Source organism: Petrotoga halophila DSM 16923 (assembly GCF_002924615.1).
Genome location: NZ_JALY01000036.1, coordinates 1 through 15,536 on the forward strand (window position 1 = coordinate 1; position 15,536 = coordinate 15,536).

Annotated in this window: 13 protein-coding genes and 1 tRNA gene; 5 read left to right on the forward strand and 9 right to left on the reverse strand. The window is 33.0% G+C overall.

Annotated features, from left to right (window positions below; all coding sequences use genetic code 11):
* The 4 genes from ftcD to AA81_RS01540 all read left to right on the forward strand — a co-directional run.
* Positions 1 to 842 (forward strand): glutamate formimidoyltransferase (gene ftcD, locus AA81_RS01525; RefSeq protein WP_103897958.1); only part of this gene is annotated, 842 nt, incomplete at its 5' end.
* A gap of 1 nt (position 843) precedes the next feature.
* Positions 844 to 2,118: an imidazolonepropionase gene (gene hutI / locus AA81_RS01530; RefSeq protein WP_169926242.1), complete on the forward strand. Its 1,275-nt coding sequence runs from the start codon at positions 844 to 846 to the stop codon at positions 2,116 to 2,118.
* A gap of 56 nt (positions 2,119 to 2,174) precedes the next feature.
* Positions 2,175 to 2,263, forward strand: a tRNA-Leu gene (locus AA81_RS01535).
* Between the two features lie 219 nt (positions 2,264 to 2,482).
* Positions 2,483 to 3,664 (forward strand): ComEC/Rec2 family competence protein, encoded by a 1,182-nt coding sequence (locus AA81_RS01540; RefSeq protein WP_103078023.1) that lies wholly within the window; start codon positions 2,483 to 2,485, stop codon positions 3,662 to 3,664.
* A 27-nt stretch (positions 3,665 to 3,691) separates the two neighbouring features.
* Here AA81_RS01540 and gcvH read toward each other — a convergent pair whose 3' ends face one another.
* The 8 genes from gcvH to AA81_RS01580 form a co-directional block, all read right to left on the reverse strand.
* A complete protein-coding gene (gcvH, locus tag AA81_RS01545; RefSeq protein WP_103078024.1) occupies positions 3,692 to 4,042 on the reverse strand; it encodes a glycine cleavage system protein GcvH in 351 nt (116 codons plus the stop codon).
* A 103-nt stretch (positions 4,043 to 4,145) separates the two neighbouring features.
* A complete protein-coding gene (locus AA81_RS01550) occupies positions 4,146 to 4,742 on the reverse strand; it encodes an ECF transporter S component (protein ID WP_103078025.1) in 597 nt (198 codons plus the stop codon).
* A 44-nt stretch (positions 4,743 to 4,786) separates the two neighbouring features.
* Positions 4,787 to 6,787, reverse strand: a complete 2,001-nt coding sequence (locus AA81_RS01555) for a S9 family peptidase (protein WP_103897959.1) — start codon at positions 6,785 to 6,787, stop codon at positions 4,787 to 4,789.
* A gap of 76 nt (positions 6,788 to 6,863) precedes the next feature.
* Positions 6,864 to 8,153: an amidohydrolase family protein gene (locus AA81_RS01560; protein ID WP_169926243.1), complete on the reverse strand. Its 1,290-nt coding sequence runs from the start codon at positions 8,151 to 8,153 to the stop codon at positions 6,864 to 6,866.
* Positions 8,154 to 8,504: 351 nt separating this feature from the next.
* Complete coding sequence (locus AA81_RS01565) at positions 8,505 to 9,524, reverse strand: dienelactone hydrolase family protein (protein WP_103897960.1); 1,020 nt, start codon at positions 9,522 to 9,524, stop codon at positions 8,505 to 8,507.
* A gap of 34 nt (positions 9,525 to 9,558) precedes the next feature.
* Positions 9,559 to 10,413 carry an alpha/beta hydrolase gene (locus AA81_RS01570; protein WP_245863357.1) on the reverse strand — a complete coding sequence of 285 codons (855 nt, stop codon included), beginning with the start codon at positions 10,411 to 10,413 and terminating at the stop codon, positions 9,559 to 9,561.
* A gap of 201 nt (positions 10,414 to 10,614) precedes the next feature.
* Positions 10,615 to 11,814: a TolB family protein gene (locus AA81_RS01575; protein WP_103897962.1), complete on the reverse strand. Its 1,200-nt coding sequence runs from the start codon at positions 11,812 to 11,814 to the stop codon at positions 10,615 to 10,617.
* 13 nt (positions 11,815 to 11,827) lie between these two features.
* Positions 11,828 to 13,309 (reverse strand): B12-binding domain-containing radical SAM protein, encoded by a 1,482-nt coding sequence (locus AA81_RS01580; RefSeq protein ID WP_103897963.1) that lies wholly within the window; start codon positions 13,307 to 13,309, stop codon positions 11,828 to 11,830.
* A gap of 187 nt (positions 13,310 to 13,496) precedes the next feature.
* On the opposite strand from AA81_RS01580, the gene AA81_RS01585 reads away from it, so the two are divergent.
* Positions 13,497 to 14,807, forward strand: a complete 1,311-nt coding sequence (locus tag AA81_RS01585; protein ID WP_103897964.1) for an alpha-amylase family glycosyl hydrolase — start codon at positions 13,497 to 13,499, stop codon at positions 14,805 to 14,807.
* A 2-nt stretch (positions 14,808 to 14,809) separates the two neighbouring features.
* Here the strand turns inward: AA81_RS01585 and AA81_RS01590 are convergent, their stop codons facing one another.
* The gene (locus AA81_RS01590; RefSeq protein ID WP_103078032.1) at positions 14,810 to 15,514 is read right to left on the reverse strand and encodes a YjjG family noncanonical pyrimidine nucleotidase; all 705 of its coding nucleotides are present in this window, start codon (positions 15,512 to 15,514) and stop codon (positions 14,810 to 14,812) included.
* Between the last annotated feature and the right edge of the window lie 22 nt (positions 15,515 to 15,536).

Here is a 15,536-nt window from a genome sequence, read left to right on the forward strand (position 1 = left end):
TAGAATGTATTGTAGATGAAGTAAGAAAACAAGAAGGAGTAAAATTATTAGATTACTCTATGGATAAAGACCACAACAGAAGCGTAGTTACTTTTGTGGGAGAACCTGATATGGTAATAGAAGCAGCTTTTAACGCCTGTAAAAAAGCGGCTGAGTTGATAGATTTGAGAACTCATAAAGGTGAACATCCAAGAATGGGGGCTACAGACGTTATCCCGCTCATTCCAATTAAAAACATATCGATGCAAGAGTGTGTAGAATACTCTAAAAAATTGGCAAAAAGAATAGGAGAAGAGTTGAATATCCCCGTAATATTGTATGAAAAATCAGCCAGCCGACCTGAAAGAGAAGATTTAGCCGTTATAAGAAAAGGTGAGTTCGAAGGGATGTTTGAGAAATTAAAACAAGAAGAGTTCAAGCCAGATTTTGGCCCAGATCAACCGCATGAAAGTGCAGGAGTTACCGCCGTGGGCGCCAGGATGCCTTTGATAGCTTTCAACGTGAACCTGAATACCAACAATTTAGACATTGCAAAAAAGATAGCCAAAGCGGTTAGGGGGAAAAGTGGAGGATTTAAATACTGTAAAGCGTTAGGTTTTGAATTGAAAGAAAGGAATATAGTCCAAGTTTCCATGAATATGGTTGATTACACAAAAACACCTTTGTACAGAGTATTTCAAGTGATAGAAAACGAAGCGAACAGATATGGAGTGAACGTTGTTGGAAGTGAAATAGTTGGATTGGTACCGATGAATGCCCTTGTTGATACAGCTGATTACTTTTTAAAATTAGAAGATTTCAGCTATGACCGCGTTTTAGAAAATAAAATTTATGGTGATTGATATGGATGAAAAAGCTACTTTGGTGATAAAAAACATTTCAAATTTAATAACGATGAAGGGGCCTAATAGGCCAAGAAAGAAAGAGGAAATGTCAGAAATTGGCTTAATTAAAAATGGAATCATTTCTGCTTCAAAAGATAAGATTATCTACGTTGGAAGTGGTGACTTGCCAAAAGACATAGAAATAGCTCAAGATGCAAAAATTATAAACGCCCAAGGGAAAACTGTAACACCCGGTTTAATAGACTCTCACACTCATTTGGTTCATGGAGGCTCAAGGGAATACGAATTATTTAAGAAGTTAGAAGGTAAAAGTTACTTAGATATTTTAAATTCTGGGGGAGGAATACACGACACCGTCGAATCAACTAAAAAAGCGTCTTTCGAAGAATTACTTAAAAAGGCAGAAAAGAGTTTAAATAGAATGTTATCTTATGGAGTAACAACCGTTGAAGCAAAAAGCGGTTACGGGCTTGATGACTTTGACACAGAATTGAAACAGCTTGAGGTCATAAGAGAACTCAATAGAATTCACCCCATAGATTTGGTTCCTACATTTTTGGGGGCGCATGCCGTACCTAAAAAGTACCAAGACAACGTCGATAAATTCGTAGATATACTCATAACTGAAATGATCCCGTATGTAGCAGAAAAAAATTTAGCTAAATTTTGTGATGTATTCTGTGAAAAAGGAGTTTTCTCAGTTGATCAATCCAGAAAAATACTCTCTGCTGCAAAAGAACGCGGTCTATTTCTCAAAATTCATGCAGACGAAATAGAACCTTTAGGAGGTGCCGAATTAGCTGCTGAGTTAGGTTGTGTTTCGGCAGATCATTTGGTAGGTGCAAGTGATGAAGGCTTGAAAAAAATGGCCCAGAACAATGTAATAGCCACACTTCTTCCCACAACAACTTTCTTTTTGCAAAGTGAGAAGTATGCAAATGCTAGAAAGATGATTGAACTTGGTATACCAATTGCATTGTCGACCGATTATAACCCAGGAAGTTCGCCTACAGAAAATTTACAATTGGTTATGACGTTTGGGGCACTAAAATTACATATGAATCCAAGGGAAATAATTACATCGGTTACTATTAATGCGGCTTGTGCACTGAAATTAGAAGATAAAATTGGTAGTTTGGAAGTAGGTAAAAAAGCTGATATGGCGATTTTCGATGTACCTAATATAGAATACTTAATATACCACTTCGGAGTAAACCACACTCAAACTGTCATAAAAAATGGAGAGGTATATGATATGATCTCGGTCTCTTGACAAAGCCTATAACGTAGTGTATAATAATTTTGATATATTAACATAAGCAACTTTTTGCCGGGGTGGTGGAATTGGTAGACACGTATGGTTGAGGGCCATATGAGTATTTACACTCGTGCGGGTTCAAGTCCCGCCCCCGGCACCAGAATGAAGGATCGTGTTTTACGATCCTTTTGTTTTTTGAATTAATTTTATTATATTCCTGATTGATAATCTCACTTCTGATTTCTATCTACTGGGGGGTAAAAGTATAGAAAAGAAAACTGAGGTTAACTTTCCCTTTTTTATTGAATTATTAATTGCCTTTTCTTTGTTATTAGTACTTTCCTACTTGAATAAAGCCGCTGTATTAATAGGTTATATTTTGTTTCTTTTTCTTTTAAAACTCTTGGAGAAAGATAGTTTAAAAGTCTTTTTAATCGCTATTTTATTGTTTCCTGCCTTGTTATACATTCCCATCAACCTAAATTCAGAAGTAGGTATTTTAGGAAAAATTATAGACAAAAGAGGAAATTATTATACAGTATTTTCAAAAAAAATCTATTATGAAAATCAGTGGCAGAAATACAGGAATTATTATAAATTTTACTATGGTGAATTCAGCACCGTTCCCATCACCACCGGCAAAAACGTCTACATATACGGGACAATTGAAAACGATTTTTTTAGAGCTGAGTATGTGGCTCCTGCCAACAACAATTCGATTATGAAGATAAAAGATCTTGCAACTAATAGATTGTCTGAAAACATTCAAAATAATGAGGCACTTGATATACTGACGAGCTCTTTTATGGGTAATATACGGGATAAAGAGGTATTTCAAAAAACAGGAACTCTGCATCTATTTGCAGTTTCGGGTATGCACGTTTACATAATTTACTCGATGATCAGCTTCTTTCTGAACTTTTTTATCTTGAAAAGGAATCTAAGACTCATCTTATACTCTACTATCATCGCTTTTTATTTGATTTTTACCGGATTCACCCCAAGTTCTGTACGAGCTGTATTGCTTTTAATTACGTTGAACTTATTCAGACTTTTCGACGTCCCTGTTAGCTCTTTCAACATCTTAGGATTAATAGGATATCTCAACCTATTGTTAATTCCCAATAATCTTATGAACGTTAGTTTCCAAATGAGTTATGCTGCAACTTTTATGATTTTATTTACAATGAACCATGTAGAAAATCAATATTTTAGATCTTTATCTGTCCCCATAGCTGCATATATCGGTATATTTCCTATAGCTCTGATACACTTTGGAGAGATTTCTTTGATTGGACTTTTCATAACGCCTATTCTAACCCCTGCTATTTCATTACTAATCTTATGTAGCGTTCTTTCAATATTATTGCCTTTCAATTTTGTTCATTCTTTTTCAACTTTTTTTGCATTATCAATAAAAAATTTCGTAAATCTTTTTACCTTTTATGAACCAATTGAATTTAGTTCTTTATTTATTCCCTTATTTCTATGGAGTTTGATCTTTTTACTTTATGTCTGGCTTCTTCAAGTTAAAAAAAGAAAAAAGGCCCCAATTAAATAGAGGCCTTTAATTTCGAATTATACTTGTTTACATTGGAGGTTCTTCATCCAAAAGATCTTCTATTTCTGATTGATCAGAAATTTCAATTTTTACAATCCATCCTTTATTTTCGGCGTCTTCGTTTATTATTTCTGGATTGTCTTCAAGATCTTTGTTAACTTCAACAATTTTTCCACTTAAAGGTACATATATATCTTCGGCTGACTTCACAGATTCTATGGTGCACAGGACTTCACCTTTTTTTACTTCTTTGCCAACTTCTGGTAATTCAACGTAGGTTACATCACCCAATTCTTCAGCGGCTTTCGCAGAAATTCCGACAGTCGCAATATTTCCTTCTATTGTTACATATTCGTGGGTAGCTGTGTATTTCTTCATAATACTTGACTCCTCCTTTTAATTTGTAATTTTTGTTGTCTATAGAAATCAAAAAAGTTGCTATAGCGCCCTTCCCCCGCATCCCACCCAAATGATGAGATAATCAATAGCCTGCCTTTTTTACCGCTCTGATTACCCCAACAGTTATTAAAATCGCTATTATGATCTCTGGAATACCGTTTGTTAGGCCTATAGCCAACACTACCCCACCTACGGCTTCCCTTGCTACTCCCATAGCGGTAGCTATCCTGTCGGCAAATAAGAGATACATCATACCTAAAACACCTGCGGTGTTAGTAAAAGTTCCTAAAGCAGCACTTACACCAATAGATACGCTATCTCTCCACTTTGAAACTTTTTCTTTATTACTCGAGAAAAGTTCAAATACTAATCTGTATGAATAATATGAAACTAAACCAATCAATATTCTTGGTAGCACAGAAACTAAAGGATTAACAAAAGCAAAAGACAATATGTTTGGCCTTAAAAGTGCTTGAATTATACTAGATACGCCAAATATTAAACCTATAACCATTCCTGCAATAGGTCCCTCCAATATTGCCCCAATTATAACTGGAATATGCATAGTTGTTGCATTCGCTGGAGGAATAGGGATAAATCCCAATGGAGTAAATCCTAGAACAAAAGAAATACCAGATAACAACGATATAGTTACCAAACGTTTGGTTTTTGCTCTCATGTTTTCTCTCCTTATAATGCGAAAAGTTAGCTACATACATTTAACTATTTCAAATAACAGTCAAACCACGTGGTAATTTCTTTTAATCTTCTTATTCGATGTTTTGGTTTTCCGCTTCTGCTCAACTCATGATTTTCTCCTCTGAACATAACAAGTTTTGATTCAACACCATTGTATTTGAGTGAAGTGAACATCTGCAATCCTTCAGCCAACCAACAACGGTAGTCTTCTTCAGAATGTATAAACAAAGTTGGAGTTTTAACGTTATCGGCGTATTTCATAGGTGAGTGGAACCATAACTTTTCATAATCACTCCAGGGAGTGGCTGCTTGTTGATCTTCAACGAAATAGTAACCGATATCGGTAGTGCCAAATTTAGCTATCCAATTTGCTATACTTCTTTGAGAAGCGGCAGCCTTGAACCTATCAGTATGTCCAATTACCCAGTTGGTCATATAACCACCATAAGAACCACCTGTTACCCCTATTCTATTTTCGTCTATGAAAGAGAACTTTTCCAATACTTTATCAACAAAGTCCATTATGTCTTCATAGTCTATTGTTCCATACTTTCCTCTGATATCTGCAAACTCATCCCCTCTTCCATCACTTCCTCGGGGATTACAAAACATAACAACATAACCCTCATTTGCCCAATACTGCATTTCATGGAAAAAAACATCTCCACCATAAACGGTTTTTGGGCCACCATGAATATCTAAGATTGCAGGGTATTTTTTGTTCTCTTCAAAATTTACAGGTTTCATAACCCATCCTTCTATTTCTATCTCACCTTTACCAAGGAAAGTTATCCTCTCTGGCTTAGATAAAGTTTTTTCTTCTACTACCCATTCGTTGAAAGTAGTTAGTTGTTTCTCTTCATTGCCTTCTAATTCGTATAGTTCTTGAAGTTTCACATCTCTCATTCCTATAAAGATAATACGATCTTTAAATACATCAAAACCATCAACGGATCCGTTTTTTGTGGTTAATTTTTCTCTCTTACCTCTCTCATCTATTTTATTTATGAAAGAACTGCCATACTCTGTGGTTTCAAAATAAAGGTAATCGTTCTCCACTTTGAATTCACTGTTAGAGCCATATCTACAATCAGAACCTACAGAACTCCAAGTACTAAAATCAAAATCAGTTTGAATTTGTTTCGCTTCTTTTGTTTGTAAATCCATCAAATAAAATTTGGGATTTTCATTGATTCCGTACTCTTTCATATTGGAACCTAAGAAAATTATTTTCTCTTTTAGAAAGTCTGCATATACGTAATTGAAAGGGTCTTCGTGTGTTAATTTTTCTAAACTTTCTTTCTTTAAGTCATATAAATAAAGATCGGATCTTATTTCCATTTTATCTTTAAAAGTGTTGGAAATAAAAAGCATTAAATCTTTCTCTTTATTCAATTTAAAACCTTCAACGTTTGTCAATTCATCTGTTATAGGGGTAACTTTCTTATCTTCTAACGTATAAATGTATAATCTATTCCTTTTCTTGTTGGTAAATCCCTTTCCATTCGACCAGAAAGGTATTTCATCTAAAACTTCGTAATCTTTTTCTTCTTTGAGCTTATCCAGTTCCTTTTCTTTTTCTTCCTTTGAAAGGTTCTCCAAATTTTTATATTTCGGGTCATAAATACCAGTTACAACAAACTTATCTTTAGATATGGGCTCGATATCTGATGCAAAGAATGGGAGTTCGAAATATTTTTGAGCTTCTCCACCTTTGATGTTTATTATATAATAAATGGTAAAAGGTTCTCCTTTTTCCTTCCTCTTTTTATCCTTTTCCTCTCTCACTGTTGAGAAGATGATATTCTCATCGTCCAACCATACATAAGAGCTTTCTTGATTGAAAGCGGTAAGTTTGTTGATCGTTTTATTATCAACATTGTAAAGCCATATGTTTGAAAGATACTTGTTCTCATCTACATCCATCTCTGAGACAACAAAGGCTAAGTTTTTACCATTCGGTGAAAATTTTGTGTTAGATATAAACTTGTACTTTGTAAAATCCTCTAAAACTAATTTCTCCATTACACTACCTCCTCACGAAATATAATTATTACTGTCGTTAGAAACTCTAGTGCTTACACCTTTTTAAAATCAAAACCTAATTTTCAGTTTGATAGATCTTTGGTTGAGATATTTCAACAAAAGGATCGTCCTGAAATATTAAAGCGTTACTTTCCATACTTTCTTGCCTATCAATGTTATCTATAATTTCTGGACCATAGGTAAGCTGATACAAAGAGTAATTATAAGGGATCCCTATTTCTTTCAATCTTTTAATATCTCTCAACCAATCTGGTTCTTCAACTGGAGCATCTGATGAAATAAAAAGAGACACTTGTGATCTGTATAAATCATAAAATCTAAAGGCATCATTTACCCTTTCACCTAATCTATCTTCAATAAAAACCTTATCGGATTCCATGAATTGAGGTTGTATGTCTACAATAAGGTTATGTTTTTTAATCCTTTCTATTTGATTAGATCTAAGTACTATAGCATGAATTATTCTATGCCTTAATTTAGGATTGACCTTTTCAAAAACTCGTAAAATTTGTTCTATAGCCCCGTCTCCTATAGCATGAGCAGCTAAATGAAGCCCATTGTTTTCACAAAATTCAACGACCGCAGTCAGCTCAGTATCTTCCCATAATTTTTCCCCGTACGTATTGGAATCGTTGTACTTATTAAGCAATAAAGCTGTTCGTGCTCCTAGGGAACCATCTAAATATATTTTAACACATTTAAATTCGTTAAAGTATCCTAGTTCATAATATTTTGAAAGCTCACTATAATCCTTAACGGCAACTTTTTCATATACAAAAAACTCATTATCATGTACAAACGGCAAGTTATCTTTAGAAATACCATGTAAATCATCTGAATGGACAAAACCATAACCTTTATTTTTTAGATACTTCTTTGAGGTTTCGTAATTATTTTTTACGTCTGTGAAAGGGCCAAAGGTTTTATAAAATTTATCGATTGTACTTTCTTTGATTTTTCCTTCTTCAAAATCCACGTAATTACTTGAATCTGAAAAATCAATACTCTCAAAAACCTTTGAATTCACAACCGCAAAATGTCCGCATCTTCTAACCAGCATGATGGGGATTTCTCTATTTATTGAATCCAAAAAATCTTTATCGGGATTTGCAAACTCTTCAGTCCAACCTCTTAAAACAATTTTATTCGATCTTTTACTGACAATTTCTTCTATAATGCTTTTTATTTCAGATAGTTTCTTTCTCTCCAAAGTCGGTTGAGACAGTTTTTCTCCCAATCCCAATATATGTAAATGTGAATCTGTTATCAATGGAGTAACAAATATCTGCTTGTTGTGTTTGGTACTTACAAATTTAAACTTACCACTTCGACTGAGTTTAAACAAAATTCACTTTCCCCTTTTTTAGGTCACTGTTTATTACTTTATCTTAATTCTAACATAAAACTCAACAAAGAAACAGTCCTGTGAATGTAGGGAGTTTAGTAACAGAAATTACCTCGACTACGAAACGTTCACTCTTATAAATGGGAGTGATTTACATTTTAATAGAGAGAAGTGAAATGTCATCTTTATTCTGAAGAAACCAAAAATACTGAAAAGTTTAAAGAAGCTGTAAACTAAGTAAAATTTAGAAACAGTAGGAACCAAAAAATAATGGCGCTTAATTTCGGCGCCTTTATTTTTAGAATCTATAAATGAAAAGGAATTTAGTAGGTTGAAATTGTTGAAGGAATATTAATTCACTTTGAAAAAAATAGCTAAATATCCTAGATTAGCAAAGCGGTATTTGATATCTTCGAACCTCATTTCGTTTATAATAATATTAGATATCAGCCTTTGAAAAGGTAGCCAAGTAATATGATCAATGGGGACTGTCATCTTTCTAGGTCTTCCTAAGTTTTCCCATAGAACCCTTCTTGTGTTTTTGGGTAAGGTTTTATCAAAAGCTGCTTCTAAGAATGTCACCTTTTCTCTATCTAAAAATTTGGAATAAGCTGCAGGATCGACCTTCATCAACGGATGTATGTTTGAATTTAAAAACTCTTGAATGTCCTTAAACTCTCCTATCCTCTTTAAATCATTTTGAAAGGTCTTTTTTAGCCTTTCTCTATCGCTTAAATAAGCTATCTGATCCTTCTTTTTAAGTAGTTCCCTTCTTGTAAATTCCAAGGTAGGTGATTCCCATATAAGTTCAGCCATGTTTCCACCACTGGCTATAATGAAATTGTGCTTTATTTCAGGATTTAAAGCATTAACGATAACAGATACCATGCCCCCAAGACAGTATCCTATCATGAAGTTTCGCTCATGCCAAAGTTCGTTTGCTTTCAAAAAATCTATGATACTTAATATATCAACAACCGCATGTTCCCAGGTGTTTAAGGTTGTATAAATATCAGCAGAAAAATAATTTTTACCACTCATAGATCCGTTAGATGTTCTGGTGTAATTGTCCGGTAATATTGGTACTACAGCCCTTATACCTAATTTGGAAAAATATCGTCCCATTTTTAAGATATATGTAATGTTTTTGGTTCCCAACCCATGAAGTATCAAAGCAACACCCAAAGCTTTCCCTCGAGGCTCAAAAAGATAGATTTCATTAGCTTCTGTACCTTTTTTATTAAATTTGTATAAGGAATTAAATTTTATTAATGATTCTCTATAATTTTTGCCTTTATTTATGAAAGCTTGAGTAAATTCTATATTTTGTTTTGCATAACGAAAATCTATTTTAAAATCCTCTTGTAACATAGGTTCATCTCCCCAATTTCGTTGATCTTTATTTCTATACAGCTCTTCTATCTAATGTATCAACAGTCTCCGTATTTTGACATACTTTTTTAATAAAACTCACCGTTTTTTCAACAAACTTCTGGGTTAAAACATCTTTTAATTCCAATTCAAAAGAATGCTTCCCTTTCGGATGAATTAACAATGCAGAAGGAACACCACATTCTTTTATCTTCTGGTTTAACTTTATAGAAGTTGTTACCGGGACGGTAGCGTCTTTTTCCCCATGTACTAACAATGTTGGAACCATTCTTTCAGATATATAATTTATAGGTGAATATAGCTTATATTCTTCAAATTTTGTTTTAGGGGTACCTTTCATTGTGGTTGTAACTGCAAACTGGGCAAAAAGCGAATCAACTTGCTTACTCCAGAGATCTAAAAGGTCTGATGGAGCGTACCAAGCTACAACTCCTTTTATGCCCTTCATCTTTTCAAAATGATTATAGTAAGAGTTATATGCTGCATAATAAAGGGACAACGTACCACCTGCTGACGTCCCCATCAACACGATATTTTCTTTGTCTAAACTGAGCTCTTCACTATGATCTTTTATATAATTTAGGGCATCGTTGTAATCTTCTATCAACTCTTCATACCTGTTGAAATAACCATACCTATAATCTATTGCGACAACAGCAAATCCTCTACTAGCTAAAAACTTGCCCCATTCAGTTACGCTTGATAACTTCCTACTTCCTGTTATCCAACCTCCTCCATGAGCAAAAAAGAGTACAGGATACTTGCTTTTTATTTTAGAAGGATAATATACATCTAATTTCAAAGGTATCTTTTCCTTTTTATACTCCACAGTAATTGCATCAGTATAAGAACCTTTCTTAACTTCCAATGGAAGATTCCCAAATACAGATTTCTTAATTGTTTTTACGTTTAACAAAATTATTAGAAAAAAAGTTATTAAAGCATTCCAGAAAAAGAGAAAAAACAAAAGAATAAATCCAAAGATTTTAGCAATTTTTTTATACTTATTCTTCTCAGAAACTTCTTCGTTCACGTTTTCGTTAATTATTCAAATCACTCCAATAGAGTTTTATTGTCTATTAACCTTAATTTTTTCTCTGTTTATCACAAAAATATCAGATTCTGAATAATAATTAGTAAAAAAAACATATTTTTTGTCCGGTGTATATGTTGGATAGAAACAATCATTTGTCAACATGCCTGATAAATTTCTCTTTTCTCCATTATCGTATTCATATATACTGAAATAGGTTCCATTGAACTCTGAGTACACAAGAAGCTCTGAACCGTTAGACCAATTATCGGTTTGATTATTTGGTTGTGCGATTAAAGGTGAGATACTGTTTTCTTCATCAACAAAGTAAACATTCATACTCGCCGTTTGATGATCCACACCATAAAAACTGATTTTGTTACCATCCCACTTAGTGGGCCTAAATTTCAAAAGATCCTTTGATTCTGTTAATTTCTCAAGTTTATCGTAGTATAAGTCATAGATCCAAACTTCCGTCCATTGGCCAGTATCTTCATCCATAGTGAATAGAACCAAGGTATTGTCATAAAAATATGGTGAATAAGCATTCTTATCTGTCGGGCTTATTCTTTGAATCTCCTTAGTTTTTAAATTATACAATACAATGTCCCATTTTCCAAACAATGTGGTTTGAAAAGCTAAATATTCATTGTTTGGAGAAATATCAGGAAAATACTCAGCGGAATACTCCAAAGGAATCTTCTTTTCTCTGGCTTCTTCAAAGTCAAAAATATAAATTTCCCTATTTCCAATATATCTATCGCTTACAAGATATATCTTATTATTTTGAAAAACAGGGTATTCATCTACCCCTTTCCAAAACGTGATCTGTAAAACATCCCAATTTTCTCCATATAGAAACCTTTGAAAGGACAATGTCTCCAGAGTTTTCGTCGCAAACTTTTCTACCCAATCATCAGTTTCACCAGATTCTTCTGAATAAGAAAAGCCCCCACCATCAAAGTAACCAAAAGCAATTGTGATATTTTCCTTGGTATTTGTAAATATGTTCATTGTCACATCATAATCACTGATATTTATTGAGTTAGACATCGCATCTTTTATTTTTATATTGTACATATAACTTCCAATATTTTTTATTTTTTCTGCAATTTGATTTGTTATCCACGTATTATCGTTTAAATTTATAATCATATTATCTTTGGATAGATTTGCAGAAAAAGATCCCAACGCAATGGAAATAAATGCAAAAACCAAAATTATTTTTTTTATCATCTATTTTCTCACCTTATAAATTTTCTGCAATTTTTCTGAAATGGTAACCGTAAATTGAAAGAGAAATCATCTTTGGTAACGCTTTAGGTTTCTTAAACAAACTCCAAAAAAGAGTTCCCCAATATTGTTTCCTTTCTTTACCAATAATTCCTAAAATAATAATGGATTTAATAAAAGCGTTTATTTCTTGGAAGCCTATTTTGGCCTTTGAGAATCCAGGTACCTTATAATTAGTCAAAAATTTTTTCAAACGATCATAATAGTTTTTGGGCTGATAAAGCTTAGCAACCAGATTTTTGTAATTTTTGATTAGGAATTCCAAGTTCATCTTTGGAATAATATTTGTATTGATATCCACATTGTTTCCACTTATTTCCCCCCGTAACCTATTTTCCTTGAGTAATCTTGAATATAATTCACTTCCCCTTGGGGCATTTAATATACCAACCATGGCAGTAACTATGCCGTTTTTCTGTATAAACTCGAATTGTCTATCGAAAATTGTGGGTTTATCGCTATCAAAACCGACAATAAAGCCTCCCTGTATTTCAAAACCAAAACTTTGAATTTTTTTGATAGACTCTTCTAGATCTTGTTTGATATTTTGATACTTGTTAGCTTCTCTCAGACTATCTGGATCAGGGGTCTCCAAACCAATAAAAACTCTGTCAAAGCCTGCTTTGAACATCAGATCCATGAGTTCATCATCATTAGAATAATCTATAGAAACTTCGGTATAGAAAGAAAAAGGGTAATCATGAGTTTCTTGCCACTGTATTACTGCGGGTAATATTTCTTTTTTTAACTTTGATTTATTTGAGATAAAATTATCATCTACAAAGAAAACGGAATGCCTCCAACCTGCATCGTACAAAGATTGAAGTTCTCGGATCAATTGTACGCTTGTCTTAGTTCTGGGTTTTCTACCATTCAAGGCCGCAATATCGCAAAATTCACAATTATAAGGGCATCCTCTAGAATACTGGATGCTCATGGACCCATACCATTTGAGATTTAACAGATCCCACCTAGGAATAGGTGTAGCTTCTACATTACAAAAATTAGGTTTCGCATAATATCTTTTAAATTTATTTCTTTTGATATCTTTAACAAGCTCATCCATTAATTCTTCTGCTTCTCCAAGAACAAAATGGTCCACAGTATTTTGAAATGTATCGGGTTCCATTGTAAAAAGAGGGCCACCAGCGACTATAGGTTTACCATAGTCGTTACATTGTTTGATTACCTTTATAGCAGACTCTCTTTGAACAGCCATGGCACTTATAAAAACATAATCTGAATTTAGTATATCCTCTTTTTTTAATTTTTCGCAATTCATATCCACCAACCTAACGTTCCATTCTTTTGGTAGATAAGAAGCTATTGTAATCAAACCCAAAGGTGGCAAAGCAGCACGTTTGGAAATAAATTTCAGCGCGTGTTTAAAGCTCCAAAATGTTTCGGGATAAGCAGGATAAACTAAAAGTATGTCCATAGTTACCCCTCCTTCTGAGTCTTTTACTGCTATCAGTCTGATGAGCTCTTTCTTATCAATTTAATTATACCACACTTTTTCATTTTAAATTTTAAAAGTGAAAAAAGTGAATATCTTTAGGAAACGTTTTCATTTTTTTAAAAAAAGAATGATAGAATAACCAGAAGTAAACTATGGGAGGAATTTTATGTTTTTAGGATACCACATTCTAATAAAATTTTTTAAAAATGGAGAATTAACAAACGATTTCCCAAAAGAGAGTTATCGTTATTACGAGAAAAATGCAATAGACGGAGATCTCCAAGGTGTCATTCAAGAATTAGACTATTTAAAAGAGCTTGGGATAGATTTGATATATCTTGGACCCATTTTTAAGAGTAAAACCACACATGGATACGATATTACCAATTATTTTTCTATTTCAGAAAACATAAGTTCCAATTCCGAAGAAGAAGCTAAAGCTATCTTTACAAAGCTTATTGAAGATGCTCATAAAAGAGGGATAAAGGTTATTATCGATCTAGTACTTAACCATGCCTCAAAGGAGTTTGATTTTAATTCCGTCCCTAAAGATTTGAACGTTAAAACTGAAACTCCCCGTTCACCTCAAGAAAAAAGATGGCAAAGATCCTTTTTGTTCTGGAATCTAGATGACGAAGATACAAGAGAATTTTTAATAAGGGTTGGGGAATATTGGTTAAAAAACTATGAAATAGATGGATTTAGATTGGACCATGCCTTGGGCTTGCCATTTAAATTTTTAGAGGAATTTTCTATAAGGATGAAAAAAATAAAAAAAGATGTGGTAATTTTAGGTGAAGTATGGGAAGACGAAGGAGATAAGTTAAAAAATTTTAAACTCCTTAAAAAGTTCAAAGGGGATGACGCTCAACGTTTTACCAGTATGTTTGATTTTTCTACTTACGATACTATTAGAGAAGTTTTAGGAAAGAAAAATGGATCATTACTTGATTTATACAATCAAATAGTATTATCAAACCAATTAAACGAAAGGGAATTCCAGTTAACTTATTTTATCGAAAATCACGATCTTCCAAGGTTCATAGATATATGCCAAGAAATAGAAATATTTTACATTGCGCTTGGTTTATTAATGGCTCTTACAGGAAATGTGATGCTAGAATATGGTAATGAGATAGCTTTAAAAGGAGACCAAACAATTCACAATTTTCACGAAAGTGGAAGAGTTGCGATGAAATTCAAAGAAGATTGGTCAGATCTACAGAAACAAACCTTTAATTACTGTAAAAACCTTATTAATTTAAGAAAAGTTCACCCCTCTCTATCATCAGGAAGTTACGAACTTCTTACTTCAGAAGAAAATCTACTAATTTTTGAAAAGAAAGCCGTATATGATGAGATAAAAGTAGTAATTTATACCGGAGAACAAGCACATCAATTAGATAAAGAATATTTTGACCTCATTAAAAATGCCAAAGTTTTAACATTAAAAAAAGGCATTTATTATCTTCAATAAATTCAAAATATATTTTTCAGCTCTATAAGCTTGGAGATACTGAGAACATCCTTCTCTTGGGTTCCAAGAGATTCTTCATGATTTTTAAACCAAATGGCGCCAATTCCACATTTTATTGCTGGCAAGATGTCATTTTCAAGATCATCACCAATGTAAACAATTTCATCTTTAGATTTTTTAGACATTAAAATCGCATAATTAAAAATCTTTTCATCGGGTTTAGGGAAACCGACATCTTCAGAGCTAACTAAAATACTAAAATAATCAGATATTCCGGAACTTTTCATTTTAACAATTTGAGTTTCTCTAAAGCCGTTCGTCAAAATTCCTAATTCATATTTATCTTTCAAATATTCCAAAGTTTCCATTGCGCCATCAACGAGGAGTTTTTGTTTTGATAAGATATTTAGGTAAGTATTATTCATCTCTTCTATAAAATCTTCTCTATGCTTTATTTTTAAAGCATTTAAAGTAATTTCAAATCGAAGAAGTTTTAATTCTTGTTGGCCTATTTCTTTTTTCCTATACATTTCCCATAACTTTTTATTGATCTTTTTGTAAGATTCCACAAACTTATCCAAAGATGTTTCACGAAAAACGTGATTGTACTTTTGATAGACCAACTTCAATGCTTCTTGTGAATTACTTTCAAAATCCCAAAGGGTATGATCTAAATCAAAGTAGATCATCTTTACTTGGTCTTTCAAATATTTCACCTCTCTTGTTCAA

Excerpts from the sequence above, each read along its gene's own strand:
- hutI (WP_169926242.1), top strand. The coding sequence starts at position 844 with ATGGATGAAAAAGCTACTTTGGTGATAAAAAACATTTCAAATTTAATA.
- gcvH (WP_103078024.1), bottom strand. The coding sequence starts at position 4,042 with ATGAAGAAATACACAGCTACCCACGAATATGTAACAATAGAAGGAAAT.
- AA81_RS01550 (WP_103078025.1), bottom strand. The coding sequence starts at position 4,742 with ATGAGAGCAAAAACCAAACGTTTGGTAACTATATCGTTGTTATCTGGT.
- AA81_RS01555 (WP_103897959.1), bottom strand. The coding sequence starts at position 6,787 with ATGGAGAAATTAGTTTTAGAGGATTTTACAAAGTACAAGTTTATATCT.
- AA81_RS01565 (WP_103897960.1), bottom strand. The coding sequence starts at position 9,524 with ATGTTACAAGAGGATTTTAAAATAGATTTTCGTTATGCAAAACAAAAT.
- AA81_RS01575 (WP_103897962.1), bottom strand. The coding sequence starts at position 11,814 with ATGATAAAAAAAATAATTTTGGTTTTTGCATTTATTTCCATTGCGTTG.
- AA81_RS01580 (WP_103897963.1), bottom strand. The coding sequence starts at position 13,309 with ATGGACATACTTTTAGTTTATCCTGCTTATCCCGAAACATTTTGGAGC.
- AA81_RS01585 (WP_103897964.1), top strand. The coding sequence starts at position 13,497 with ATGTTTTTAGGATACCACATTCTAATAAAATTTTTTAAAAATGGAGAA.